The organism is Streptomyces sp. NPDC051183 (genome assembly GCF_040682455.1).
Taxonomy (GTDB): domain Bacteria; phylum Actinomycetota; class Actinomycetes; order Streptomycetales; family Streptomycetaceae; genus Streptomyces.
In genome coordinates this window covers 15,961-41,481 of the sequence record NZ_JBFBBA010000018.1, presented here as the reverse complement: position 1 = coordinate 41,481, position 25,521 = coordinate 15,961, and the positions used below count along the sequence as shown (strand labels likewise).

Sequence of the window (25,521 nt, the reverse complement as noted above, 5' to 3'; positions counted from 1 at the left end):
CCGCCGGCCGGTGCCGACAGGTGAGTTGAGCACCTCGTACTCCCTCCAGGAGAGTGCCGTCCACTTGCAGTCCCGCGACTTTGCCTCGAATTTGCCGTCGGGGAGGTGTGGCGGCCGACAGGGCCTGGACCCGGTCGCCACCGCACCGTTGGAAGGGAATCTTCCGGGGGTGTTCGACGTGATGATGCCGTGGCCACCAGAACTTGTCACGATTCGATAAATACTGTGGAGGCGTTGCGAAGGTCCACGATGCTTCTGCACTCCGGCCCCCGCTCCCCGGTCGGCGAGGCATCCATCTCCCGCCCGCTGCGGAGCAGTTCCGACGACTGCCCCGGGCGCCGAGTGCGAGGTGGAGCGCTCGGGCCCGGGCGTATGGGAGAACTCGATGCCCCTGCCCCAGACCCGTATGCCCCGCTCTCATCGGGCCCGGCGCACCAGACGGCATGCCGGCGCGGCCACCGCCGCGGCCGTCGGGCGGCGGGCCGTACGGCGCCCGCCCCTGCTGTCCGCCGGCGGCGGACCGAACCCGGCCTCCCTGGTCGTGGGCGCCCTCGCCGCCCTCGTCTCCCTCTTCGTGGCGGCCCGGGCAGGAGCCCTGACGCACCTGTGGGACTTCCTCGACTACGGGGCGGGCGTGCTCTCGCTCGTCTCGCTCACCTCCGCCGTCCTGTGGGGCCTGGCCGCCACGGACCGTACGCTGCTCACCTCCGGGCACCGGATCGTCGCCCAGGGGGCCCACCGGGCCCTCGCCGTCTCCGGGTTGGGCTTCCTCGCCCTGCACGTCTGGGTCAAGGTCGCCGAGGCGCAGACCGGAGTCGCCGCCGCCGTCGTGCCCTTCGCGGACCGGGACCGGCCCTTCCTCATCGGACTCGGCACCCTCGCCGGATACCTCTTCGTCGCCGTGGCGGTCTCCGGCGCCGTCCGCAGCGCCTTCGCCACCAAGGGCCGGTCGGTGTGGTGGCGCGCCCTGCACATGGGCGCGTACCCGGCCTGGGGCGCCTCGCTCGTCCACGGGCTCAAGTCCGGCCGCGCCGCGAGCGGTTGGGTGACCGTCGCGTACGCCCTCTGTCTGGTCGGCGTGGCCGCAGTACTCACCCTGCGGCTGCGGGCGCGGATGCGCTCGGCGCCCGCCCGGCCCGCGGCCCCGGCCCCGGCCACCGCCCCCAAGACGGCCCCGGAGCCGCCGGCGCGGCCCCCGCAGCCCTTCGTACGCCAGCCCCTGCAACAGCCGACGGCGCTGCTGACGGCGCGGCTCGCACGCCAACTGGACCAGCCGCCCGGCGAACAGACCCTTGAACAGCCCCTCGTCCTGCCCTCCCCGGCCGGCCGGGGGCGGCGATGACCGGGGTGACGAGCCCGGCCCTCGGATGCGTGGGGCAGCCCAGGCTGCTGGCCGGGCTCGACACGGCCGCCCGCCTCGACCGGGTCGGCCACCTGACCGTGCACGGCGCGCTGCCCCCGTACCCGAGCGACGCCCTCGTAGAACTCGCCGAAGGCATCGACCTGAGGGGGCGCGGCGGGGCGGGCTTCCCGTTCGCCCGCAAACTCCGGGCCGTCACCCGCTCGGCCCGGGCGCGGGAGGGGCGTACCGCGGTCGTCGTCAACGGCAGCGAGGGAGAACCCAGTTGCCTCAAGGACACCGCACTGCTGCTGCACGTGCCGCACCTCGTGCTCGACGGCGCCCTGCTGGCCGCCGCCGCGCTGGGCGCCGAGGACATCGTCGTCGGAGTGACCCGCGAGGACGTGGAGCAGTCGCTGCGCGCCGCCGTCGCCGAGCGGGGCCCGGTCGGCAGCCGGGTCCGCGTCGTCAGACTCCCCGAACGCTTCGTCACGGGCGAGGGGACCTCACTCGTCAACGGGCTGGAGGGCGGCGCCGCGCGACCCTCCGGGCAGAAGGTGCGCACCAGCGAACGGGGACTGGGCACGCTGCCCACCCTCCTGTCCAACACCGAGACCTACGCCCAGCTCGCCGTCGCTGCCCGGCTCGGCGAGGCGGGCTACCGGTCGGCCGGCCTGCCGACCGAGCCGGGCACGATCCTGCTGACGGTCGGCGGCTCCACCGTCGTCGAGGTGCCGACCGGGACCTCGCTCGCGTACGTCCTCGACCTCTGCGGATCGGCCCCCGGCCAGGGCGTCCTGGTCGGCGGCTACCACGGCCGGTGGCTCACGCCGGCCGCGGCGCGGTCGGCGGCGCTCTCCCGGGCCTCCCTCGCCGCCTTCGACGCGGTTCTCGGGGCGGGGGCGGTCCTGCCGCTGCCCGAGGACACCTGCCCGGCCGGGGAAGTGGCCCGGGTGGCCCGCTGGATGGCGGACGAGTCCGCCGGGCAGTGCGGGCCGTGCGTCAGGGGACTGCCGTCGCTGGCCGGTGCGGTGGAGGACCTCGCGGGCGGCGGGGGGAGAGCCGCGCTGGAAGCCGTGGAGGCGCGGATGCGCGCCGTACGCGGGCGCGGCGCGTGCAGCCACCCCGACGGCACCTCGTCCTTCGTGGCGTCCGCGCTGGCCGTCTTCCCCGACGAGTTCCGCGACCACGCGCTGGGCAGCGGGTGCGGGCGGCCCGTCCTCGGGGCGCTGCCGCTGCCGGCGGACGAGAACCCCGAACGGCTCGTCGTGGACTGGACGCTGTGCAAGGGCCACGGCCTGTGCGTGGACCTGCTGCCCGACGTGGTCCGGCTGGACGCCGACGGGTACCCCGCGCAGGGGGTCATGCCGGTGCCCGGACGGCTGCGGCCCAAGGCCCTGCGGGCGGTGCGGCGCTGCCCGGCCCTCGCCCTGCGCATTCAGGAATGAGCCGGCGGTGAACGGCTGCCGCCGGGGCGAGTTCACCGATTGGCGCGATCTGACAAATTCCTTGGATTTTCAATTCGGCGGACCGTTCAGGCCATATGAATGAGCACGTAAGCGAAAGCGCCGGGCTGAACTCGAAGGAGTGAGTGATCGTGGACAACAGGCGTCGGGTGACGACCGCCGGATCGGTGATCGCGGTACTGCTGCTGGCCGCGGGATGCGGCAGCGGCGGCGAAACCTCCCGCAACGTGAATTCCGTACAGCCGGCCAGTGACAGCAAGGCCCTGGGCGGCGGATACGACTCGGGATTCGGCTCCGGATACGGCTCGGGCGGCGCCGGCGCCGACCCGTCGGCCGGGGAGGGGACGGGCAAGGAGGCGAACGGACCGGCCGGGCAGCTGGCCGTACGGGAGATCGCGGACGTCGGCAGCGTCGTCACCGACAGCGCCGGGGCCACGCTCTACCGGTTCGACAAGGACACGGCCAAGCCCCCCGCCTCGAACTGCGAAGGCGACTGCGCCAAGGCCTGGCCGGTGGTACCCGCGGACGACGCCACGGCCTCGGGGGGCATCGACGCGGCGATGCTCGGCTCGGTCCTGCGCTCCGACGGCACCCGGCAGCTGACCCTCGGGGGCTGGCCCGTGTACCGCTACGCCAAGGACGGCGGGCCGGGCGAGGCGAAGGGCGAAGGGGTCGGCGGCACCTGGCACGCGCTGGCGGCCGACGGGAAGAAGGCCGTCGACAAGAAGGGCGCGGAGAAGACGGAGAAGACGGAGAATGCGGAGAACAACGGAAAGATGGAGCATTCGAAGAATGAAACCGCCGGAGAGCTCTCCGTTTCGGCCGATTCGAAACTCGGGAAGATTCTCGTGGACGGTGAGGGGCGTACGCTCTACCGATTCGACAAGGACAGCGCCTGGCCGATGAAACTCGGCTGCCTCGGTGCCTGCCTCGACACCTGGAAGCCCGCGGCCGCCGTGGACAAGTCGAAGGTTTCGGGAATCAAGTCGCAATTGGTCGGATCGGTGAAGCGGCCCGACGGGACGGAGCAGTTGACGATCGACTGCTGGCCGGTCTACCTGTTCACCGGCGACACCGGGCCCGGGCAGACCAACGGGCACAACAAGCAGGGCCTGTGGTTCGCCGTGACCGACGCCGGCAAGAAGGTCCCGGCCGGTGGAGCCGGTGGGTGACCGGGCCGTGCCCCGACCGGCTCGCGTCACCGGCCGCCACCTGGTGCCCTGCGTGGCCGTGCTCCTCGCCTCGCTGTGGTGCGGCGGATGCACGGCCGGTCACGGTACGGAGCAGGAGCCCGGGCCGGCGGCCGCGCCCGGCACCACGGTGGCGGAGATCGCCGCGGCCCTCGGCTGCACGGCCGAGATCACCGTCGACGCGGAGGAACTGAAGGAGGGCGCGTGCGGGACGGGGCCGGAGGCGTACCGCATGGCCACCTTCGCCGCCGGCCAGGGGCAGCGGGCGTGGCTGGCGGAATCGCGGATGTACGGCGGCACCTACCTCGTCGGAGACCGGTGGGTGGTGACCGCGGCCTCCGCGGACGCGCTGACGCCGTTGCGCGAGCGCCTCGGCGGAACCATCGAGACGGGCACGTCCCACGGCTCGGAGCCGGGCGCGTCGCACGGCGCGGAGCAGGGCTCGGGGCACGGCTCGGAGCACGGCTCCGCCCACGGCCGGCAGCACACCCCGGCGCCTCCCTGAGGCCCCGACGTGGAGCGGGCCGCCGAACATCGCCCCGCGCCCCGAACCGTGCGGTCGGGCGCGCGAGATGTGACGCACCCGGAGGTCGCCGCCCCCGGGCCCCGGCGCCCCGATACACGGCAACGGCCCCCCCCGCGCCGCTGGCTGATCGGGGTCGCGGCGAGGCCCCCGGGCGACGAGTCCGTGACACCGCCGCCGGGCGTCGGGGCCCCAACCACCGCGCGGCCCGCCCGCGCCGACCTGGCGCCGGCGGACCAGCCGGGCGAGCAACGCCGTCGGGGCGCGAGATGCGACGGACGCCGAGGGCCTGCCGTGCCGACCGGTTCCCCAGGTCCCCGGAGCCCCGCCGCCGGCCGACCCGGGTCGCGACGAGGAGCCCGTGGCACCGCCGCCGGGCGAGAGCCGCCCTCACTCTGCGCGCGGCCGGGAGCCCGACCACCGCGGGGACCGCCGGCGCCCACCCGGCGCCGGCGGACGTACTCCAGGTGCTCCACCTGACCGCAGCGCGCCGAGGCTGTCCGCCGCGGTCGGGCTGTGCGGCGACGGCGGCCGGGCCGCTCACCGTCGCCCGTCGCGCGGCCCGTACCGACCCGGTGGCAGCCTGGTCCCGCCCATCGAGCAGAACCACGCTCGCGGGAACCGCGATGCCGTCGCGAGGGGGCGCGCCGCCATCGCTGCCGTCCAGGACGAGTCGGCGCGCGCCGGCGAGTGCGGCTCGACCACCGGTCGCGCACTCCGGGTTGTCACCGCCTGGACGTGCCTGTCCGCCTCTCTGGCGGTGCTGCCAGGCACGCTGTTGACCCTGGTCCGCGCGGGGCCGCGGCCGACCGGGCGCCCGTGGCCGTACGCGAGGTCCCGACGGCCGCCGTCCCGGCGACCCCGCCCGGCGGTGCGACCGGCGCCGCTGCGCGATCTGCGGTCCGCGCCGCCCCCGCGAGGGCCGCCCGGCGGACCCGCGGCATCCAGGCCAGGCCGGACCAGGCGCGGCCCGTGGCGAACGTCCCGGCGACCGCGCCCGGCGGTGCGACCGCGCCGCTGCGCGACCGGCCGCCCGCGCCGCCCACGGCGGACCCCGCGCATCCCGGCTGCGCCGGACCCGGCTCAGGCTCCGCCGTCGAAGCCCCAGGACTCGATGTCGCGGTAGTGGATCCGCCCCGGGCCGCGCCCGATGTTGCTGCCGACCAGGTGCAGGCGTTCGGCCGGCCAGCGGCGGCCGGTGAACGTGCCGAGGCCGTCGGCGGCCTCCACCGCGCTGGAGGAATCGTTGCGGCGGGACCGGGCCAGCGTCAGGTGGGGGCGCAGCGGCCGGTCCTCGAAGGGGATGCCGCACTCCTTGACCACCGCGCGCACCTCGGTGGCGAGCAGGTGCAGCCCGTCGAGCTCCCCGTCGATCCCGCTCCACAGCACCCGCTCGCCGAAGTGCCCGCCGCCGCGCAGCGCCAGCTCCAGCGGCCGGCGCCGCGCCGCGATCCCGGCGAGCGGCGGCCGCAGGAGCGGAACGGTCCCGACCGGGAGCTCGCCGAGGAACGCCAGGGTGATGTGCCAGTCCTCGATGCGGTTCCACCGCATGTGCGGGTAGGCGTCGTAGGCGGGGCGCAGCTCCCGCGCGAGTTCCTCCTTCGCGTCGTCGGGCGGGGCGAGGGCGATGAACACGCGAACGGTCGCGGGCTGGATCTGTACGTTCACCTGATTTCTCCCAGGATGCCGCGGCCTTCAGGCCGGGGAGGAATGGGTCCCTTGGACCGGAGGCGCGAAGCGCCGGGGTTCCCTGCGCATCTTCTCTGACCTGTGCTCTCTTTCGTTGTCAGTGGGGGCTGTTAGGTTCCGGAGCGGGAGGACGACAGCGATGGCCGAGGAGGGGTCCGGGCATGCCCGGTACACGTTCCGGCTGCGGGTGTCGTCCGGTGCGCTGGCCGGGCTTGAAGGCGAGTGGGCGCGGTGTCGGTGGGTGTGGAACGAGTGCGTGGCGATGTCCCGCAAGGTCCACAAGTCCAACCGGGCCACGGGTGGGAGCGATGCGTGTGGTCCGGCGCGGCTCGACAGGATGCTGACCGGGGCCCGGCAGTCGATGGCGTGGCTGCGGGAGGGCAGCTCGGTGCCGCAGCAGCAGGTGATCCGGGACTTCGCCAAGTCCCGTGCCAAGGCCTTGAAGGACATCAAGGCGCGGCTGCCGGTGCGCCAGCGGGCCGGGATGCCCCGGGTCAAGCGCAAGCGTGAGGCGCTGCCCACGCTGAACTACACGGCCCGCGGCTTCCGGCTGCGGGACGGCCGACTGCACCTGGCGGGCGGGATCGTCCTGAGCGTGGTGTGGTCGCGTGGCCTGCCGTCTGCGCCCAGTTCGGTTCGGGTGTACCGGGACAGCCTCGGGCACTGGTACGCGAGCTTCGTCGTCACCGTCGAGGCCGAACCGCTGCCCGCGACCGGTCGCGTGATCGGGGTGGACTGGGGCGTGAAGGAGACGGCCACCACCACCTCCGACGCACACGACCTGCCGCACGCCCAGCACGGGAAGGGCGCCGCGCGGAAACTCGCCGGCTACCAGCGGATGATGGCCCGCCGGGCGACGCCGAGGAACCGTCCCGACACCGCCGGCTACCGCAAGGCCGCGGCGAAGGTGTCCAAGAAGATCGCCCGGCAGCGGACCGACACCGGACGCAAGTGGGCCAAGACCGTCGTCCGCGACTTCGACCACCTCGCCGTGGAGGACTTCCGCCCCAAGTTCCTCGCGAAGACCACCATGGCCCGCAAGGCCGCCGACGCCGCGATCAGCGCCGTCAAGGCCGCGCTGATCGAGATGGGCCGCAAGCACGGCCGCACCATCCACCTCGTGAATCCCGCGCACACCACGATGGACTGCGCACGGTGCGGAGCGAGAACCAAGCACGCACTGCCTCTTTCGGAACGAACGTATACGTGCACCGCGTGCGGGTTCGTGTCCCCCAGGGAGAAGAACTCCGCCCGCGTGATGCTCGTCCGGGCTGGTCTCAACCCGGCTAGTGCTGATCTCGTAAGACCCGGCACCTGCTAGGTGACAGGCAAAGTGAGCTAGGAATCCCCTTCCCTTCAGGAAGGGGAGGTTTCAAAGGGGACTTCGTACCGTGTCCCCGGCCGTCCGGCACCACCGGCCCCCTCCGCGCCGCGCGTGATCCACGGCCCGCGGACCCGACGCGCCTGGTTACACGTGCCCCTGCACCACCGCACCGATCGCGCGTTTTGTCCGAATTGCTTGCACTGATCTCGGGGTGGTGCCTAGCATAGCGCTTGTTACACGTGTAACAAGCTGTTAACCGAATCCGTCTATTGCGAATCATTGACGGTCGCAAGATTAGCGAGATACTTGCTCCACTCTCCCCGCTGCCCCGAGATCGAGGTGCCGCCCCCATGGAGCTCTCCCCTACCGCCCATGTCGATACGTTCTGTCGCGATCGGCTCCCACCCTTCCCCCTGTGGCCCGAACTCCACTTCGACCTACCGGAGTTGGACTATCCCGACCGGCTCAACTGCGCCCACCGGCTGCTCGACGACGCCGTCCGGCGCTGGGGCTCCGACAGGCCCTGCCTGCTGACCCCCACCGAGCGCTGGACCTACGGTGACCTGCTGGAGCGCGCCAACCAGGTCGCCCAGGTCCTGACCGAGGACCTCGGTCTCGTCCCCGGCAACCGGGTCCTGCTGCGCGGCCCCAACAACCCCTGGCTGGTCGCCGCCTGGTTCGGCGTCCTGAAGGCCGGCGGGGTCGCCGTCACCACCATGCCCCTGCTGCGCGCCGGTGAGCTCGCCGAGCTGTACGGGATCAGCCGGCCCGCCGTCACCTTGTGCGACCACCGCTTCCTCGACGAGCTCCCCGCCGTCGACGCCCCCGGCCCGGCCGTGCTCGCCTACGGCGGACCCGGCGCGGAGGACCTGGTCGCGCGCTGCGCCGCGAAGGGCGGGCGCTTCGCCGGCGTCGCCACCGCGGCGGACGACATCGCACTGATCGCCTTCACCTCGGGCACCACCGGACGGCCGAAGGCGACCCTGCACTTCCACCGGGACGTCATGGCCAACGCCGACACCTTCTCCCGCCACGTCCTGCGGCCCCGCCAGGACGACGTGTTCACCGGCACCCCGCCCCTGGCGTTCACGTTCGGGCTCGGCGGGCTGGTGGTCTTCCCCCTCTCCGTGGGTGCGGCGACCCTGCTGGTCGAGCAGGCGGGCCCGCAGCGGCTGGCCGACCTCGTGGAGGAGCACGGGGTCACCGTGCTCTTCACGGCGCCCACCGCCTACCGGGCGATCATGGACGCCGGTGCGGTGCACCAGCTGGCCGGCCTGCGCCGCTGCGTGTCCGCGGGGGAGGCGCTGCCGGTCGCGGTGTGGGAGGAGTTCCACGCCGCCACCGGGCTCGGCATCATCGACGGCATCGGCGCCACCGAGATGCTCCACGTGTTCATCTCGGCCTCCGACGGCGACATCCGGCCCGGCTCGACCGGCAGGCCCGTCCCCGGCTACCGCGCCCGGGTGGTCGACGAAGGCGGCGAGCCCGTACCGGACGGGCAGCCCGGGCTCCTCGCGGTCACCGGCCCCACCGGCTGCCGGTACATGGAGGACCCGCGCCAGAGCGTGTACGTGCGCAACGGCTGGAACATCACCGGCGACACCTACGTCCGGGACGGCGACGGCTACTTCTGGTACGTGGCCCGCAGCGACGACATGATCGTCTCCTCCGGGTACAACATCGCCGGCCCCGAGGTGGAGAAGGCGCTGGCCGCCCACCCCTACGTCGAGGAATGCGGCGTCGTCGGAGCCCCGGACGACAAGCGCGGGATGGTCGTCAAGGCGTACGTGGTCCTGCGTCCGGGCGTCGCGCCCGACGGGGCGACCGTCAAGGAGCTCCAGGACCACGTCAAGCAGACCGTCGCGCCCTACAAGTACCCGCGCGCCGTCGAGTTCGTCACCGACCTCCCGCGCACCAGCAACGGCAAGCTCCGGCGCGCCGAACTGCGCAGGCGCGCCAATCCGGACACCCCCTGAAAGGCACTTCCATGGACACTTCCACCCCGCAGCAGCGGACGGTCCCCGAGCCGACGGGCAGTTGCGCCGCCGGATGCCCCGAAGCGCACGAGCCGAACCTGCCCAGCGTCGTCATCGAGCGGCGGGTCGAATGGCCCGACACGGACGCGGCCGGCCATTACCACCACTCCACGGTCGTGCGCTGGGTCGAGGCGGCCGAGGCCGTCCTGCTGCGCCGGCTGGGACTGGCCCACCTCTTCGGCAGTACGCCCCGCGTCCACTTCGAGGCCGACTACCGGGCCCGGCTGTGGTTCGGCGAGGCCGTCCGTACCGAACTGAAGGTCGTCAGGGTCGGGGCCAGCTCCCTGCACTACGCCTTCACCGTGCGCGGTGAGGGCGAGGAGCCAGCCGCCACCGGGCGCATGGTCATCGCCCACTCGGCCTCGCGCGCCACCGGTTCCACGCCCTGGCCCGACGACGTGCGGGAGGTCCTCACGAAGGCCGGTCCGCAGGCTCCCGAACTCATCGCGTGAGCAAGGGGTGCGCCAACAGGATGTGTCGCATTCTTGACGGTCGTCAAATAGTCAACATATTCTGTTGTCCGGAACCACTAGGAGGAACACCGTGCGTGTAGCAGTCATCGGAGGGGGGCCGGGCGGGCTGTACTTCGCGGCCCTGGCCCAGCAGCTCTCACCGGAGTGGGAGATCACGGTCTGGGAGCGCAACGCCCGCGACGACGCCTTCGGCTTCGGCGTCGTCTTCTCCGACGAGACGCTGGACGGCATCGCGCAGGCCGATCCCGAGGTGTTCGCGGCGATGTCCGCGGAGTTCGCCCGGTGGAGCGACATCGACGTCCGCTACGGCGGCGAGGTCCACGTCTCCGGTGGCCACGGCTTCGCCGCCCTCGACCGCAACCGGCTGCGGGAGATCCTGCAGGGGCGCTGCGCGGAGCTCGGGGTGGACGTGCACTACGGCACCCAGGCGCCGCCCGTCGAGGAACTCTCCGCCGACTACGACCTGGTGGTCGCCGCGGACGGGATCCGCTCCGCGGCCCGCGACACGTACGCGGAAAGCTTCCGCCCGGACCTGGACGAGCGCCACTGCCGCTACATGTGGCTGTCCACCGACCGGGTCTTCGAGGCCTTCACCTTCATCGTCGAGAAGCGGGACTTCGGCAGCGTCCAGGTCCATGCCTACCCGTACGACGACAAGCGCAGCACCTTCATCGTGGAGATCGCGGAGGACGACTGGCGGCGGGCGGGCTTCGAGGCCCTCGCCGACCGGGAGTTCGCCCGTGGCGAGAGCGACGAGGCGAGCGTGCGGCTGTGCGAGGAGATACTGGCCGACCACCTCGACGGCCACCGTCTGATCCCCAACGCCTCGAAGTGGATACGCTTCACGACCGTACGCAACGCCTCCTGGCGCCACGGCAACGTCGTCCTGCTCGGCGACGCCGCCCACACCGCCCACTTCTCCATCGGCTCCGGCACCAAGCTCGCCATGGAGGACTCGCTCGCCCTGGTCGCCTGCCTGCACGAACACCCCGACGTGACCTCGGCGCTCGCCGCCTACGAGGCCGAGCGCCGCCCGGTCGTCGAATCCACCCAGCGCGCCGCGCAGGCCAGCCTCGAATGGTTCGAGAACGTCGGCCGCTACACGGCCCAGGACCCCCCGCAGTTCGCCTTCAACCTCCTCACCCGCAGCCGCCGCGTCACCTACGACAACCTGCGCGTACGCGACGAGGAGTTCACCACCGCGGTCGACGCCTGGCACGCGGACGGGAGCGGGAGCGCCTCGGCCGCCGCTCCGGCCGGCACCGCGGCCGCCGCCCCGCCGATGTTCCGCCCGATGCGACTGGGCGGCCTGCGCCTGCGCAACCGCGTCGTCGTGCCGCCCACCGCGCTGTACACCGCGCGCGAGGGGATCCCGGGCGACTTCGAGCTCGTCCACCTGAGCACCCAGGCCCTGGGCGGCTGCGGCCTGGTCTTCGCCGGGATGACCGCGGTCAGCGCGGACGGCCGGGCCACCCCGGGCTGCCCCGGCCTGTACACGGACGGGCAGGAGGCCGCCTGGCGGCGCATCACCGACTTCGTGCACGGCCAGTCGGACACCTGCCTCGGCATCCAGCTCACCCACGCCGGCCGCCGCGCCGCGACCGGCGTACCCAGGGCGGACGGCCGGGCCGTCCCGCTCGGGGCGGAGGGATGGCCCCTCGTCGCCGCCTCCCCGCTGGCCTGGGGCGCGGGCGCCGTGATCCCGCGCGAAGCGACCCGCGAGGACATGGACGCCATCGCGCGCGACTTCGCCGCCGCGGCCGAACGCGCCCATCGCGCCGGGTTCGACGCGCTGGAACTCCAGTACGGCCACGGCCACTTGATGTCCGGCTTCCTCTCCCCGCTGACGAACGTGCGGACGGACGAATACGGCGGCAGTCTCGCCGGACGGCTCCGCTTCCCCCTGGAAGTGCTCCGCGCCGTGCGGTCCGTCTGGCCCGGGGGCAAGGCCCTCGTGGTCCGTATCTCCGCCGCGGACTGGGCCGAGGGCGGCACCAGCGAGGCCGACACGGTGGAGATCGCCCGCGCCCTGGGCGCCGCCGGAGCCGACGCGATCGACGTGTCCACCGGCGAGGTCGTCGCGTACGAACGGCCCCGCTACGGCCGCAGCTACCAGACGCCCTTCGCGGACCTGATCCGCAACGCCACGGGCCTGCCCACCATCGCCGTCGGCGCGATCTCCACGTACGACGACGTGAACTCGATCATCCTGGCCGGCCGGGCCGACCTGTGCGCCGTCGGCCGGGCCCAGTTGCACGACCCCCTGTGGACCCTGCACGCCGCGGCCGCCCAGGGCTACAGCGGTCCCGCGGCGCCCTGGCCCGCATCCTGGCGGGCGGGCAGCGGCCGCCCCCCGCGCGCCCGCACCGACCGGGTGCCGCCCCGCCTCCAGCTGCTCCGCGAGGCCTCCGCCCCCGTGCACCAGCGCTGGGTTCCGCACGTCCCCGCGGCCGCTGCCGCGGCCGCCCGCTGACCTGGAGAACCGATGGACAACCTGCCACGCTTCACCGCCGCGGCCGTGCAGGCGGCCCCCGTGTACCTGGACGCCGCGGCGACCGTCGACAAGGCGATCGCCCTCATCGCGGAGGCCGCGGCCGCCGGCGCCGAACTGGTCGTCCTCCCCGAGGTGTTCGTCCCCGGATATCCGTACTGGAACTGGACGATGACCCCGGTCCAGGGCTCGCCCTGGTTCGAGCGCCTCTACCGCTCGGCCATCGACGTTCCCGGCCCGTACGTCGACCAACTGCGGGCCGCCGCCCGCCAGTACGGGGTCGTCCTCGTCATCGGTGTCAACGAGCGGGGCCCGTACAGCCTCGGCGTCCTCTACAACACCCTGCTCACCATCGGCCCGGACGGCGAACTCCTCGGAGTGCACCGCAAACTGGTGCCCACCTGGGCCGAGAAGCTCACCTGGACCGGCGGCGACGGCAGTTCACTGCGCGTCCACCCCACCCCCGTCGGCCCCCTCGGAGCGCTCGCCTGCGGGGAGAACACCAACACGCTGGCCCGCTTCACCCTGCTCGCGCAGGGCGAACTGGTGCACGCCTCCTGCTACATCGCCCTTCCGGTGGCACCTGCCGACTACGACATGGCCGACGCCATCGCCGTGCGCACCGCCGCCCACAGCTTCGAGGGCAAGGTCTTCTCCGTCGTGGCCTGCTCGACCATCTCGCCGGAGATCGTCGACACCATCGCGGGCGACGACGAGGACGTACGCCGCATGCTCGCCCGCCCCCGCAGCGCCCTGTCCGGGATCTTCGGCCCCGACGGCCGGCCCGTCACCGAGCCGCTGATCGACACCGAGGGCATCGTCTACGCCGAGATCGACCTGGCCAAGTGCATCCAGCCGAAGCAGATGCACGACATCGTCGGCCACTACAACCGGTTCGACGTCTTCCAGCTCCACGTCGACAACCGCCCCCGCACCCCGGTGACCTTCGCGACCGACCCCGCGCACCCCGCCGGGCCCCTCACGGCCGAACCCGCCGCCATCCCGAAGGAGGACGCATGACCACCGAGTACGACGACAACCGTCTGGGCCGAGCACGCGTGGCCGACTCTCCCGAACTCGCCGCCTTCTACGGCGAACTCGCCCAGCTCGAAGCCGGCGCCCTGTGGACCGTGGCCAACGACATCGAGCCCTGGTACCCGCAGCCGAAGTCCGTCCCCGTGCTGTGGCGCTACAGCGAGCTGCGGCCCCTGGTCCGCAAGGCCCTCGACCTGGTCAAGGCCGACGACGCGGGCCGCCGCGTGGTGATGCTCGTCAACCCGGGCCGCAAGGACGTCAGCGCCGCCGTCGGACTCCTCTACACCGGCCTGCAGATCATGGGCCCGGGAGAGGCCATGACCGCCCACCGCCACCAGGCCGCCGCCCTGCGCTTCGTCCACGAGGGCACCGGCGCGTGGACGATCGTCGACGGCCAGAAGCTGAAGGTCGGACCCGGCGACTTCGCGATCACCCCCAACGGCACCTGGCACGAACACGGCAACGAAGCCGACGACGCCCCCGTCATCTGGCAGGACGGACTCGACATCCCGCTGGTCAACGCCCTGGACGCGGGCTTCTACGAGGTTCACCCCGAGCTGTACCAGACCCCGGGCAAGGTCATCAACTCCTCCGTGCTGACGTACGGCGCGAACCTCCTGCCCTACGGCGTGGAGAAGTGGACCCGGCCCTACTCGCCGCTCCTGGCGTTCCCCTGGGAGCCCACCTACGAGGCCCTGCGCAACCTCGCCAGGGCCACCGAGGGATCCCCGTACGACGGCGTCATCGCGGAGTACACCAATCCGCTCACCGGCGGCTCGGTGATGCCCACCATGGGCGCGCACATGCAGCTCCTGCGACCCGGCCAGGCGACCTCGGCCCACCGCCACACCGGTTCGGTGATCTACACCGCCGCCAAGGGGCGCGGGGTCTCGGTGATCGCCGGACAGCGGTTCGAGTGGCAGCAGGGCGACATGTTCTGCGTCCCCTCCTGGGCCTGGCACGAGCACCACAACCTCGACCAGTCCGAGGACGCCTGCCTCTTCTCCTTCAACGACTTCCCCGTCATGCGCTCCCTCGGCTTCCACCGCGAAGAGGCGTACACCGACAACGGCGGGCACCAGCCCGCCTCCTGAACCGCTCCGCCGCGCCGGACGCCGCCGGCCCTGACACCGGCCCCGGCGCGGCGGAGCACCTCCGGCCCCGATCCCCCTCTTCCACTCACACGCAAGGAGCACCCGATGCGGCTGGTCACCTACACCTTCGACGACTCGCCCCACCGCCTGGGAGCGCAGGTCGACGACCTCGTCCTCGACATCGCCGCCCTGGCCGACCGGGCGGGCGTACAAGTCCCCCTGGACCTGCTGTCCTTCATCCGGGCGGGCGCCGCCGCGCAGGAGACCCTCCGCGGACTGCTCGCCGCCCCCGGCCGGCCGGCCGAGGCCGTCCACCGGCTCGACGACGTGACCCTGGCGGCCCCGCTGCGCCCCGGCAAGATCATCGGTGTCGGGCTGAACTACGTCGAGCACGTCGAGGAGTCCAGCCGCAGCCTGGACACCGACAAGGAGCGGCCCACGCGCCCGGTGCTCTTCAGCAAGCCCGCCACGGCCGTCACCGGCCCCGGCCAGCCGATCCTGCACAACGCCGACCTGACCGCACAGCTGGACTGGGAGTGCGAACTCGCCGTCGTCATCGGCCGCACCGCCTTCCGCGTCAGCGAGGAGGAGGCGTACGACCACGTCTTCGGCTACAGCATCGTCAACGACATCAGCGCCCGCGACCAGCGGCGCTCCGGCCAGTGGTTCTTCTCCAAGGGCCAGGATTCCTACGCGCCCTTCGGCCCGGCCGTCGTCACGGCCGACGAGATCCGGGACCCGATGGACCTCGACCTCTCGCTGCGCGTCAACGGCGTCACCAAGCAGAAGTCGAACACGCGCCACATGCTCTTCCCCATCGCCCGCCTCATCGCCGACATCTCCTCCGGCGTCACCCTCGAACCCGGGGACGTCATCGCCACCGGATCGCCCGCGGGTGTGGGCGCCGGCATGGTCCCGCCGGAGTTCCTGCACCCCGGCGACACCGTCGAGGCCACCGTCCAAGGCATCGGCACCCTCACCAACCCCGTCGTCGACGCCCGCTGAGGAGCGAACGTGTCCCACCCCGCCCAGCCCGCCTCCCGCACCTACCGCATCGGCCAGATCGTGCCGAGCTCCAACGTCACGATGGAGACCGAGGTCCCGGCGATCCTGCGGGCCCGCGAGGCCATCGCGCCGGAACGGTTCACCTTCCACTCCAGCCGGATGCGCATGACCCATGTGACCCCGGAGCAGCTGAAGGCCATGGACGCCGACTCCGACCGCTGCGCCGTCGAGCTCTCCGACGCGCACGTCGACGTGCTCGGCTACGCCTGCCTGGTCGCCATCATGAGCATGGGGCTCGGCTACCACCGTGCCTCCGAGGAGCGCCTGCACACCCGTACGGTGGAGAACGGCGCGCCCGCCCCGGTCGTCACCAGCGCCGGCGCCCTCGTCCACGGTCTGCAGACCCTCGGGGCGAAGAAGATCGCCCTCATCGCCCCGTACATGCGCCCGCTGACGCAGACCGTCGTCGACTACCTCACCCACGAGGGCATCGAGGTGCTCGATTACCGGGCCCTGGAGATCCCCAACAACCTGGACGTCGCCGCGCACGACCCCGCCCGTCTCCCCGGGCTCGCCAAGGCCCTGGACCACAGCGACGCCGACGCCGTCGTGCTCTCCGCCTGTGTCCAGATGCCCTCGCTGGGCGCGATCGACGAGGCCGAGCAGCTCCTCGGCAAGCCCGTGGTCTCGGCGGCAGTGTGCACCGCCCACCAGATGCTGCGCGCCCTGGACCTCCCGGCGGTGGCCCCCGGAGCGGGCCACCTCCTTTCGGGGGCCTACGCGCGATGACGCCGCCGCGCCGCCCCGTCGCCGTGCGTCCGCCGAGCCGCGGGCCGGGCCTGGACGGTGCGCCGTCCTCCCGGCTCGGTAGGATCGCGACCGCACACGACGGAAGGCGATCATGGCGGACACTCCCCTCAGGCCCAGCTCGTTGATCAACACGGTCTACGGGGCGTTCGCGCGCCGCCTCGGCGGGTGGATCTCCGTCGCCGACCTGATCACCTTGATGTCCGAGCTGGACGTCGACGGCCCGGCGGTGCGCTCGGCGATCTCGCGCCTCAAGAAGAAGGGCGTGCTCGAACCGGAGCGCCGGGGCGCCACCGGCTACCGGCTGAGCCCGGCCGCGCAGCCCGTCTTCGACGAGGGCGACCGGCGCATCTTCGGCAGCCTGGAACCGGCGAAGCTGAGCGACGGCTGGGCGATGGCCGTCTTCTCCGTACCGGAGTCCGAGCGGTCGTACCGCTACCAGTTGCGCACCCGGCTGACCTGGCTGGGGTTCGGGAACATCGCCCCGGGTGTGTGGCTGGCGCCCGGCCGGCTCCTCGGCGACGCCCGGGACATGCTCATCCGGCTCGGGCTCAGCGACTACGTGCACCTCTTCGCCGCGGACTACGCCGCCTTCAGCGAGTTGCCCGAGACGGTCAGCTCGTGGTGGGACTTCCCGGCGATCCAGGAGCAGTACGCCACGTTCACCGAGGAGTACGGCCCCGTCGCCGAGGGACTGGCGCAGCAGCGCGAGATCGACGGCGCCGAGGCCTTCGGCCACTACGTCCCGATGCTCACCCAGTGGCGCCGGCTGCCCTACCTCGACCCGGGTCTGCCCAGCGAACTGCTCCCGGCGGACTGGAACGCGGTGGCGGCGCGCCGCATGTTCCAGCAGCTGCACGAGGTCCTCGCGGCCCCGAGCCTGCTGCACGTGCGGCAGGTCACGGGCCTTGCGGAGTCGGACTGATCCACGGCGTCAGCCGACCTGGACCGTGACCGTGCGGCCCGGTGCCACGACCGGGGTCACGTAGGTGTACGTCACCCCGTCGACCACCTTCGTACGGGCCGGCCGGGCGACCCCGTCGACCGTGACCGTGGCGTACGAGCCGGGGAAGCGGGCCTCCCAGGTGTATGGGGCGGTGCCCGAGCCGTGCGTCAGCGACGACTTGGTCGCCCCGTCGTGGCGCAGGGAGAAGGTCGACTGCCCGACCCGCAGGTCGTCGATCCGCAGCCAGTCCATGCCCGACGGGAGCCGGGACTGGGTGCTCAGGGTGCGCGCCGGCGCGTTGGGTACGACGCCCATCAGTCCCTCGACGGTCTGGCCGACCAGGGTGAAGGAGACCTCGGGGTAGTCCCCGTTGGTGCCCTGCGTGGTGTTCACGTGCTGGATGTCCTTGCGGTCGTAGACGTCCTTCATCCACTTCCAGGCGGTGTCGTTGCGGTTGTTCCGGAAGAACGTGTCCGGCAGGTAGGTGAGGGCCTCGATGTTGTCCGGCCGGTCCGGTCCCGAGGCCTGCTGGTCGATGTAGTCCAGGTAGGCCTCCCGGCGGGGGCCGGGTTCCACGATCTGCTTCATCGGCATGAACCAGCTGTTCTCCTTGCCCCAGCCGGTCAGGGCGCGCCCGTCCGTGGTGTAGCCGCGCACCATGTCGGCGCCCGAACCGGTGCCGCTCCAGGTTGAGTTGAAGTACGCCTTCAGGTCCCGGGCCTTGGCCTCGTACCGGTCGGCGAGGGCGCAGTCCCCCTTGCCGCGGGCGAGCGAGGCCATCGCCGCGTACGCCTGGTACTGGGAGCCGATCGCGTCGCCGGCCTCGGCGAGGGGCTCGTCGCTCTGCTCGTTGTAGCTGGCCGTGCCCTGGAAGATGCCCTGGCCGGTGCCCTCGGCCACCTTGACCGCGCCGTTGTCCTTGAGCCCGTCGTGCAGGGTGACGAACTCGTCGGTGGCGCGGCGGTAGAAGTCCCACAGCGCGGGGTCGTCGAGGTAGGAGCGGTCCCCGCTCCAGCGGTACGCCTCCTCGGACTTCTGCACCAGCTCGAAGGTGGCGGGCACCTCGCGGACGAAGTTCGTGGGGCTCTTGTAGTCGATCGACAGGTAGGTCCGCGTGTCGAAGTTGAGCGCCCACGCCGGGTAGTACTTGTGCGCGGCGGTGGCGGACGCGGCGAAGGAGCGCAGCATCGCCTTGTTCTCCGCGTGCAGGCCGAGGACCCCGGCGCCGGCCAGCTGGTGGGCCATGTCGCGCGAGTAGTAGCCGCTGCGGTTGGCGTAGCCGGCCCAGTACGAGGCGCCGTAGGTCCCGGTGCCGCTGCCGCCGGTGTTGCGCTCGTCCACGTTCAGCGGGCCCCGGGTGCCGGGCAGGTGGACCCAGCTGTTGGCCTTCCGCTTGGACCAGTCGAACATCTCGACGATCTTCGGGTCCGAGGAGCTGATGCGGGGGTCCGCCGGGGAGGCGGGGGAGAGCATCACGTCGTCGGAGTTGACCCAGGCGTCCCCCGACTCGAAGGCGATCTCCAGTGTGTCGCCCGGGGCGAGGGGGATCCGGCTGAGCGTGTAGCGCCGGTAGTTGGAGGCGCCGGGCAGGGTCTGCGATGCGGCGACCACGCCGTTGACGCGGGCGACGTACCGGCCGTTCGGCCCGCCCGTCGCGATCCAGGCGGATATGTCGTACACGCCCCGGCCCGTGGCCGTCACGGCCTGGGACACCTTCATCCCCGGCCCGCCGTCGAGGTACGCGAGCCGCGCCCCGCCGTGCGGGTAGTTCGTGGCGACCCCGGTACCGGAGGTGAACTGCCAGCCCGTACCGCCCTGTTCGAAGCCGGGGTCGGCGACGGCGAGCGCGGCGGGCGCGGCGGGCGCGGCCTGCCCGGCCGCCGTACCCGGCGGCGCCGCCGCGGCGGGGCTGCCGAGGGCGAGGGGAGTGAGCGGGGTGAGCGGCACGAGCAGGGCGAGGGCGGACAGCAGTGACACACGGGAACGCGTCATCGGGTTCTCCCGGGTTGTGGTGGGGCGACCGGTCAGCGGTGAGCTGGGCGCGCGGCACGCTAGCAACCGGCGATGACGGTTTGCAATGGATCTCACAAGAATCGCTTGCTGGATCGAACTGAAAGTTTTCATCTCAGGCTTGCAAGTCGAGAGTTGACGTTGTTACAGTCCCGGCCAGTCAGGCTTCCGCAACGGTGCGAGCAGGGGTGGTCAGCAATGGAACTGGAACGTCGAAGAGTGCTGCGGATCGGCGGCGCGATCGCGGCGGGAGCCGGGCTCGCCGGACTGACCGCCTGCTCGGGCACCGGCGACACCGGCCAGGGCGGAGCGGGCGGCGAGAAGGACAAGGGCAGGATCTCGGTCTGGTCCTGGCAGGGCCCGGCCGCCGAAATGAAGGCCCTCGTACCGGAGTTCAACAAGAAGTACCCGGACATCGAGGTGACGGTCGAGGACATCGGCAACCCGGCGATCTGGGACAAGATCACCACCGGTCTGGCATCGGGCGGCCAGGGCCTCGCCGACGTCCTGCACATCGGCGTCGACTACCTGCCGGGCTACGTGGAGAAGTTCCCCGGCGGCCTCGCCGACCTCGGCCCGCTCGGCGCGAACGCACACCGCGACGCCTTCGCCCAGGGCCTGTGGCAGACCGTGTCCCCCGACGGCAAGCGCGTCAACGCCCTTCCCTGGGAGGCGAACTCGGCGGGCTTCTACTACCGCGCCGACCTCTTCGAGAAGGCCGGGGTCGACGCCGGAGCCCTGCAGACCTGGGAGGAGACCATCGAGGCCGGCAAGGAGATCAAGGCGAAGACCGGCGCCCACCTGCTGGGCATCGACAAGCCCGCCTCACAGGCCGACGCCGCCAACTTCTTCCAGATGCTCCTGCAACTGCAGGGCTCCTTCTACTTCAACCTCGCCGGGGACATCACGCTCGACTCCGCGGAGGCCGTGAAGGCCATGACCCTCATCAAGACCATGAACGACGCCGGCCTCGTCAGCGACCTCGCCGGCGGCTGGAACGCCCTGATGAGCTCGCTGAAGCAGGGGACCGCGGCCGTCCTGCCGCTGCCCACCTGGTTCGGCGGCATCCTGGAGGAGCAGGTCCCCGAGGAGGCCGGCAAGTGGAAGGTCCGGCTTCCCCCGGCCGTACGCCGGGGCGGCGCCACCGCGGCCACCGTCAACTCCACCCACCTCGCCATCGCGGGCAGCAGCAAGCACCAGGCCGCCGCCTGGTCCTTCATCGAGTTCGTCCTCACCCGCCCGGCGTCCCAGGTCCAGATCTACAAGGGCAAGGGCATCGCCCCCGCCCTCATGAAGGCCTACGACGACGCGGTCTTCCACGAGCCCGCGGCCTTCTTCGGCGGCCAGAAGAAGGGCGAGATCTTCCTGGAGGCCCTCAAGGCCCCCTCGCCCGCCTTCAACTACACCGCCGACTACGCCCGCGCCCTCAAGCTCGTCACCGACGCCCAGTCCAAGGTGCTGCTCAAGGGCGCCGACCCGGCGAAGGTCCTCAAGGAGGCCGCCGACCAGCTCGCCCAGCAGACCGGGCGCAAGGTCTCCCGATGACCGCGACGCTCACCGGCCGCGCGGCACCCGCCGCCCCCGCGAAGGGGGCGGCCCCGCGGACACGGCCGCGCCGCCGCGCTGCCCCGTACCTCTTCGTACTGCCCGCGCTGCTGCTGTTCGCCGCCTTCAAGCTCTACCCCATCGGCCGGTCCTTCATGATCAGCCTCCACAAGACCGTCGGCGGGACCGAGCGGTTCGTCGGCGCCGACAACTACACCCGGCTGCTGGGCGATTCGCTGTTCTGGACCGCCCTGAAGAACACCGCGGTGATCCTCGCCGTCCAGGTGCCGCTCATGCTGGCCCTCGCCACCGGGCTCGCCGTGGCCCTCAACTCCACCCTGCTGCGCGGCCGCGCCGTCTTCCGGCTCGGCTTCTTCCTGCCGATGATCACCGGTCTGGTCGCCTACGGCATCATGTTCTCCGTCCTGCTGGGCAAGGACTACGGGCTCGTCAACTGGCTGCTGGGGCTCGTCGGCGCGGACCCCGTGCCGTGGCTGACCGACCCCCTGTGGGCGAAGGTCTCCCTCGGAATCGCACTGACCTGGCACTACACCGGCTACAACGCCGTGATCCTGCTCGCGCGCCTGCAGTCCGTACCCGCCGAGCTGTACGACGCGGCGGCCGTGGACGGGGCCGGCGCCTGGGCGTCCTTCCGCCACGTCACCCTGCCGGGACTGCGCCCCGCGCTCCTGCTCACCACGGTGCTCTCCACCATCGGCACCCTGCAGATCTTCGACGAGCCGTTCGTGCTCACCGGCGGCGGCCCGGACAACGCCACCCTGACCATCGGCGTGTACCTCTACCAGAACGCCTTCAAATACTTCGACTTCGGATACGCCTCCGCCATCGCCTACGCCCTGGCCGTGCTCATCGGCATCCTCGGCGTGATCCAGTTCCGCCTCCTGGGGGAGAAGCCATGACCGCCGCCCGCCATCGCGGCAGGAGCATCCTGCTCACCTCCGGACTGGCCATCGCGCTCGCCGCCGTCCTGCTCCCCTTCTACTGGCTCGTGGTCGCCGCCACCCACAGCTCCGCGGAGATCTTCGACAGCCCGCCGCCGCTGCTGCCCGGCGGCCACCTCGCGACCAACCTCCGGACCCTCCAGGACACCGCGCAGTTCGGCCGGGTCGTCCTCAACTCCCTGCTCATCGCGGTCGTCTACACGCTGTGCGCCGGAGCCGTCTGCACCCTGGCCGGCTACGGCTTCGCCAAGTACCGCTTCCGCGGCCGCGAGGCCCTGTTCGGGCTGCTCATGCTCGGGCTCGTGATCCCCTCCCAGGTCACCCTCGTACCGCTCTTCCAGATGATGGCCGAGCTGCGCTGGCTGAACACGTACCAGGCCGTGATCATGCCCAACCTGGCCCTGCCCTTCGGCATCTTCCTGATGCGCCAGTCGATGGCCGCGCTCCCCGACGAGCTCCTCGACTCGGGCCGCATGGACGGCTGTGGCGAGCTGCGGCTGTTCTGGAAGGTGGTGCTGCCGCCGATGAAGCCCGCGCTGGCCGCCCTGGCGATCTTCCTCTTCCTCTACCAGTGGAACGACTTCATCTGGCCGCTGATCGTCCTGCGCGACGGCGCCTCGTTCACCATCCCGGTGGCCCTGGCCTCCCTCCAGGGCCTCGACGAGACCGACTACGGCGCGATCCTCGCCGGAACCGCGGCCGCCGCGATCCCGATGGCCCTCGTATTCCTGGCGCTCCAGCGCCAGTTCGTGTCCGGCCTGCTCGCCGGCGCCGTGAAGGAGTGACCGTGCAGACCACCACCGCCCCGGCGGACCCGACCGAGGCCGTGACCACGGCGCACCTGGAACCCGCCCGGTACGAGCCCCTCCTCGACGGGGTCTCGCTCGCCGTCCTCGCCCCCGGCGTCCGCCCCGCCTGGTCCCTCGCCGCGCCCGCCGGTGGTGTGCGCCTGCTGGAAGTGCGCTCCGACGGAGCCCCCGTCGAGGTCCGCTTCTCCGTGCCCCTCGGCGACGCCGCCGGATACTGGCACCCCCAGGGCGCCTGGCGGCGTACGCTCCTGGCCGACTGGGAGGGCCGCACCCGGGTCTCGCTGGTCGACGGACACGCCGCCGGCTGCCTCTACGACCACTCCGGCGCGACCCTGCTGACCTTCGCCGCGGCCGACCCGGTACCCGAGGCGGCCCTGAGGTTCGGGGTGTCCGAGGAGAACGACACCCACGTCGTCCACCTGCGCCTGCCCGCCTCGCGGGAGCCCCACCGGATCCTCCTCGTCCCCCGCTCGCCGTCCGTGGCCGTGGCCGCGCGGGCCCTGCGCGCCTGGTTCGCCGCCGCACTCACCCCCATGCCGGTGCCCGACGCGGCCCGCACCCCCGCCTACTCCACCTGGTACGCCTTCAACCAGGACGTCAGCGCCGGCGCCGTCGAGACCCAGGCCGAACTGGCCGCCGGCCTCGGCTGCGGCGCCCTGATCCTGGACGACGGCTGGCAGGAACACGGCTACGGGCGCGGCTACTCCGGCTGTGGCGACTGGCAGCCCGACCCGGCCAAGTTCCCCGACTTCGCCGGGCACGTGGCCCGGGTCCGGGCCCACGGGCTGGCCTACCTGGCCTGGGTGGCGCCCCTGCTGCTCGGCCCCGGCGCCGCCTGCCACGAGCGGTGGGCGCACTGCGCGCCCGCCCCCGCCACCGTGCCCGGCGCGCAGGTGCTCGACCCGCGCCGCCCCGAGGTACGGGACCACGTCGTCGGGTTCTGCGTCCGACTGGTCCGGGAGTACGGACTCGACGGACTCAAGCTCGACTTCCTCGACCAGGCCATGGTGTACGCGGACGACGGCGCGGGCGACGTCGGACGGGCGATGGTGGCCCTGCTGACCGAACTGCGCGCGGCCCTGGAAGCCGTACGCCCGGGCCTGCTGCTGGAGCTGCGCCAGCCCTACACGGGACCCGGCATGGCCCCGTTCGGCAACATGCTGCGCTCCTTCGACTGCCCGGCGGACGCGACCGCCAACCGGGTCCGCACCCTCGACACCGCACTGCTGGCCGTCGGCGGCGCCGTCCACTCCGACATGCTCCTGTGGTCGCCCGACGCGCCGGTGGCCACGGTGGCCCGGCAGCTGATCGGGGCCCTGCACGCGGTCCCGCAGATCTCCGTACGGCTGGACCGGGTACCGGCTGCGCACCGGGAGGCGGTCGGGTTCTGGCTGCGGCAGTGGCGGCTGCACCGCGAGCTGCTGCTGGACGGGGAGGTCGAACCGGGCCGGCCCGACGAGCTGTACCCGCTGGTGCGGGCGAGCGCCGGGGAGCACTGTCTGCTCAGCGTGCACGGCGACCGGGTCGTCCCGCTGGACTTCTCCGCGCATCGGCACTTCCACCTGGTCAACGGCTCGGACCGGGACCGGGTGATGGTCGAGGTGCGGGGCGGCGGTGGCCGGATCAAGGGCGTGGTCCAGGGGCCGGACGGCCGTATCATGGACGGTCCGCCCGCGTTCCTGCCGGAGGGAGCACACTCGCTGTCCGTGCCGCGCGGCGGTCTGGCATCGCTCACGATCACGGAAGGACCGCGATGAAGGTCGGGATCACCGAGGTCGCAGCCCGCGCCCAGGTCAGCGAGGCGACCGTCAGCCGGGTGATCAACCGACGCCAGGGCGTGTCGAAGAAGACCCGGGACGCGGTCGAACAGGCCATGGCGGAGCTCGGCTACGAACGGCAGACACAGGGCCAACTGGTGGCGGTCATCACCGAGTTCGTGTCCAACCCGTTCTTCGCGGACGTGGCCGAGCGCATCGAGTCGGCGCTCGCCCCGCACGGACTGAAGACGGTCCTGTGCCCCGCCTTCCCCGGCGGAGTGCAGGAGCGGGACTTCATCTCCGCGCTCGTCGACAAGGGTGTCGCGGCCGTCGTCTTCCTGTCCGCGTCCAACACCGTCGAGGGTGCCGACACCGAGACGTACGAACTGCTGCGCCAGCGCCGGGTCCCCTACGTCGGGATCAACGGCGAGTTCGCGGACGGCGTGCCCACCCCGGTCTTCTCCACGGACGACGCGCTCGCCGCGGAACTGGCCGTGGACCACCTCCACCGGCTGGGCCACCGCAGGATCGGGATGGCCTCGGGACCGGCGGGCAACCAGCCCGCCGACCGCAGGGTACGGGGCTTCCTGGAAGCCATGGCCAAGCGGGGCATCGAGGACCCGGAGCGCTGGGTGGTGCGCCAGTCCTACACGGTCGAGGGCGGCCAGGCCGCCGTCGGCCCGCTGCTGGCCCTCGGCGCCACCGCGATCGTCGCGGCCAGCGACTACATGGCCCTCGGTGCGATCCGGGGCGTCCGCCGCCAGGGCCGCTCCGTGCCGGGTGACGTGTCGGTGGTGGGCTACGACGGCTCGGCCATCACCGAGTTCACGGACCCGCCGCTGACCACGGTGCGCCAGCCCGCCGACCGGCTGGCGCTGGAGGTGGGCCGCAGCGTGCTGGCACTGGTCAGCAACCGGGACGTACCGGCGGGGGAGCTGCTGTTCGACCCCGAACTGGTCATCCGGGCGACCACCGGGCCGGTTCCGGGGGAACCCGGCGCCGGAGCCTGATCCGGGCAGC

At 72.4% G+C, this 25,521-nt stretch carries 20 protein-coding genes; 18 read left to right on the top strand and 2 right to left on the bottom strand.

Features of this window, described 5'->3' with window-relative positions:
• Window positions 1-385 precede the first annotated feature (385 nt).
• The 4 genes from AB0M99_RS17795 (at window position 386) to AB0M99_RS17780 (ending at window position 4,500) form a co-directional block, all read left to right on the top strand.
• Window positions 386-1,342: a hypothetical protein gene (locus tag AB0M99_RS17795; protein WP_365921344.1), complete on the top strand. Its 957-nt coding sequence runs from the start codon at window positions 386-388 to the stop codon at window positions 1,340-1,342.
• 29 nt (window positions 1,343-1,371) lie between these two features.
• Window positions 1,372-2,787 carry an NADH-ubiquinone oxidoreductase-F iron-sulfur binding region domain-containing protein gene (locus AB0M99_RS17790; protein ID WP_365921342.1) on the top strand — a complete coding sequence of 472 codons (1,416 nt, stop codon included), beginning with the start codon at window positions 1,372-1,374 and terminating at the stop codon, window positions 2,785-2,787.
• Window positions 2,788-2,936: 149 nt separating this feature from the next.
• On the top strand, window positions 2,937-3,977 hold the full coding sequence (locus AB0M99_RS17785) for an SCO0930 family lipoprotein (RefSeq protein WP_365921339.1): 1,041 nt from the start codon (window positions 2,937-2,939) through the stop codon (window positions 3,975-3,977).
• A gap of 7 nt (window positions 3,978-3,984) precedes the next feature.
• Complete coding sequence (locus AB0M99_RS17780; RefSeq protein WP_365921337.1) at window positions 3,985-4,500, top strand: hypothetical protein; 516 nt, start codon at window positions 3,985-3,987, stop codon at window positions 4,498-4,500.
• Between the two features lie 1,101 nt (window positions 4,501-5,601).
• On the opposite strand, the gene thpR is transcribed toward AB0M99_RS17780, so the two are convergent.
• A complete protein-coding gene (thpR, locus tag AB0M99_RS17775; RefSeq protein ID WP_365921335.1) occupies window positions 5,602-6,186 on the bottom strand; it encodes an RNA 2',3'-cyclic phosphodiesterase in 585 nt (194 codons plus the stop codon).
• 160 nt (window positions 6,187-6,346) lie between these two features.
• Between thpR and AB0M99_RS17770 the strand changes: the two genes are divergently transcribed.
• The 9 genes from AB0M99_RS17770 (at window position 6,347) to AB0M99_RS17730 (ending at window position 17,397) form a co-directional block, all read left to right on the top strand.
• Window positions 6,347-7,528: a transposase gene (locus tag AB0M99_RS17770; RefSeq protein ID WP_365921333.1), complete on the top strand. Its 1,182-nt coding sequence runs from the start codon at window positions 6,347-6,349 to the stop codon at window positions 7,526-7,528.
• Between the two features lie 353 nt (window positions 7,529-7,881).
• The gene (locus AB0M99_RS17765; protein WP_365921331.1) at window positions 7,882-9,507 is read left to right on the top strand and encodes an AMP-binding protein; all 1,626 of its coding nucleotides are present in this window, start codon (window positions 7,882-7,884) and stop codon (window positions 9,505-9,507) included.
• 11 nt (window positions 9,508-9,518) lie between these two features.
• Window positions 9,519-10,019, top strand: coding sequence for a thioesterase family protein (locus tag AB0M99_RS17760; RefSeq protein ID WP_365921329.1), 501 nt, complete (start codon window positions 9,519-9,521; stop codon window positions 10,017-10,019).
• Window positions 10,020-10,110: 91 nt separating this feature from the next.
• Window positions 10,111-12,513: a bifunctional salicylyl-CoA 5-hydroxylase/oxidoreductase gene (locus tag AB0M99_RS17755; RefSeq protein WP_365921327.1), complete on the top strand. Its 2,403-nt coding sequence runs from the start codon at window positions 10,111-10,113 to the stop codon at window positions 12,511-12,513.
• Window positions 12,514-12,525: 12 nt separating this feature from the next.
• Window positions 12,526-13,551, top strand: coding sequence for a carbon-nitrogen hydrolase family protein (locus AB0M99_RS17750; RefSeq protein WP_365921325.1), 1,026 nt, complete (start codon window positions 12,526-12,528; stop codon window positions 13,549-13,551).
• Window positions 13,548-14,660, top strand: coding sequence for a cupin domain-containing protein (locus AB0M99_RS17745; protein ID WP_365921323.1), 1,113 nt, complete (start codon window positions 13,548-13,550; stop codon window positions 14,658-14,660). The genes AB0M99_RS17750 and AB0M99_RS17745 overlap by 4 nt, the downstream gene beginning before the upstream one ends.
• Before the next feature lie 105 nt (window positions 14,661-14,765).
• Window positions 14,766-15,665 (top strand): fumarylacetoacetate hydrolase family protein, encoded by a 900-nt coding sequence (locus AB0M99_RS17740; RefSeq protein ID WP_365921321.1) that lies wholly within the window; start codon window positions 14,766-14,768, stop codon window positions 15,663-15,665.
• Window positions 15,666-15,746: 81 nt separating this feature from the next.
• The gene (locus AB0M99_RS17735; protein WP_365921509.1) at window positions 15,747-16,454 is read left to right on the top strand and encodes an Asp/Glu racemase; all 708 of its coding nucleotides are present in this window, start codon (window positions 15,747-15,749) and stop codon (window positions 16,452-16,454) included.
• 112 nt (window positions 16,455-16,566) lie between these two features.
• On the top strand, window positions 16,567-17,397 hold the full coding sequence (locus AB0M99_RS17730; protein WP_365921319.1) for a PaaX family transcriptional regulator C-terminal domain-containing protein: 831 nt from the start codon (window positions 16,567-16,569) through the stop codon (window positions 17,395-17,397).
• 9 nt (window positions 17,398-17,406) lie between these two features.
• On the opposite strand, the gene AB0M99_RS17725 is transcribed toward AB0M99_RS17730, so the two are convergent.
• The gene (locus AB0M99_RS17725; RefSeq protein ID WP_365921317.1) at window positions 17,407-19,410 is read right to left on the bottom strand and encodes a hypothetical protein; all 2,004 of its coding nucleotides are present in this window, start codon (window positions 19,408-19,410) and stop codon (window positions 17,407-17,409) included.
• 216 nt (window positions 19,411-19,626) lie between these two features.
• On the opposite strand from AB0M99_RS17725, the gene AB0M99_RS17720 reads away from it, so the two are divergent.
• The 5 genes from AB0M99_RS17720 to AB0M99_RS17700 are packed head-to-tail and all read left to right on the top strand — an operon-like array spanning window position 19,627 to window position 25,511.
• Complete coding sequence (locus AB0M99_RS17720) at window positions 19,627-20,973, top strand: sugar ABC transporter substrate-binding protein (RefSeq protein ID WP_365921315.1); 1,347 nt, start codon at window positions 19,627-19,629, stop codon at window positions 20,971-20,973.
• A complete protein-coding gene (locus AB0M99_RS17715) occupies window positions 20,970-21,893 on the top strand; it encodes a sugar ABC transporter permease (protein WP_365921313.1) in 924 nt (307 codons plus the stop codon). Before AB0M99_RS17720 ends, AB0M99_RS17715 begins: the two co-directional genes overlap by 4 nt.
• The gene (locus AB0M99_RS17710) at window positions 21,890-22,720 is read left to right on the top strand and encodes a carbohydrate ABC transporter permease (protein ID WP_365921311.1); all 831 of its coding nucleotides are present in this window, start codon (window positions 21,890-21,892) and stop codon (window positions 22,718-22,720) included. Before AB0M99_RS17715 ends, AB0M99_RS17710 begins: the two co-directional genes overlap by 4 nt.
• A 2-nt stretch (window positions 22,721-22,722) precedes the next feature.
• The gene (locus tag AB0M99_RS17705) at window positions 22,723-24,501 is read left to right on the top strand and encodes a glycoside hydrolase family 36 protein (protein WP_365921309.1); all 1,779 of its coding nucleotides are present in this window, start codon (window positions 22,723-22,725) and stop codon (window positions 24,499-24,501) included.
• Window positions 24,498-25,511, top strand: a complete 1,014-nt coding sequence (locus AB0M99_RS17700) for a LacI family DNA-binding transcriptional regulator (RefSeq protein ID WP_365921307.1) — start codon at window positions 24,498-24,500, stop codon at window positions 25,509-25,511. Before AB0M99_RS17705 ends, AB0M99_RS17700 begins: the two co-directional genes overlap by 4 nt.
• The last annotated feature ends 10 nt before the right edge of the window (window positions 25,512-25,521 follow it).

Bases quoted from the DNA above. Each gene is read 5' to 3' on its own strand.
- AB0M99_RS17750 (WP_365921325.1), top strand. From the start codon at position 12,526: ATGGACAACCTGCCACGCTTCACCGCCGCGGCCGTGCAGGCGGCCCCC.
- AB0M99_RS17795 (WP_365921344.1), top strand. From the start codon at position 386: ATGCCCCTGCCCCAGACCCGTATGCCCCGCTCTCATCGGGCCCGGCGC.
- AB0M99_RS17760 (WP_365921329.1), top strand. From the start codon at position 9,519: ATGGACACTTCCACCCCGCAGCAGCGGACGGTCCCCGAGCCGACGGGC.
- AB0M99_RS17725 (WP_365921317.1), bottom strand. From the start codon at position 19,410: ATGACGCGTTCCCGTGTGTCACTGCTGTCCGCCCTCGCCCTGCTCGTG.
- AB0M99_RS17765 (WP_365921331.1), top strand. From the start codon at position 7,882: ATGGAGCTCTCCCCTACCGCCCATGTCGATACGTTCTGTCGCGATCGG.
- AB0M99_RS17730 (WP_365921319.1), top strand. From the start codon at position 16,567: ATGGCGGACACTCCCCTCAGGCCCAGCTCGTTGATCAACACGGTCTAC.
- AB0M99_RS17745 (WP_365921323.1), top strand. From the start codon at position 13,548: ATGACCACCGAGTACGACGACAACCGTCTGGGCCGAGCACGCGTGGCC.
- AB0M99_RS17740 (WP_365921321.1), top strand. From the start codon at position 14,766: ATGCGGCTGGTCACCTACACCTTCGACGACTCGCCCCACCGCCTGGGA.
- AB0M99_RS17700 (WP_365921307.1), top strand. From the start codon at position 24,498: ATGAAGGTCGGGATCACCGAGGTCGCAGCCCGCGCCCAGGTCAGCGAG.
- AB0M99_RS17770 (WP_365921333.1), top strand. From the start codon at position 6,347: ATGGCCGAGGAGGGGTCCGGGCATGCCCGGTACACGTTCCGGCTGCGG.
- AB0M99_RS17715 (WP_365921313.1), top strand. From the start codon at position 20,970: ATGACCGCGACGCTCACCGGCCGCGCGGCACCCGCCGCCCCCGCGAAG.
- AB0M99_RS17720 (WP_365921315.1), top strand. From the start codon at position 19,627: ATGGAACTGGAACGTCGAAGAGTGCTGCGGATCGGCGGCGCGATCGCG.
- AB0M99_RS17735 (WP_365921509.1), top strand. From the start codon at position 15,747: ATGGAGACCGAGGTCCCGGCGATCCTGCGGGCCCGCGAGGCCATCGCG.
- AB0M99_RS17710 (WP_365921311.1), top strand. From the start codon at position 21,890: ATGACCGCCGCCCGCCATCGCGGCAGGAGCATCCTGCTCACCTCCGGA.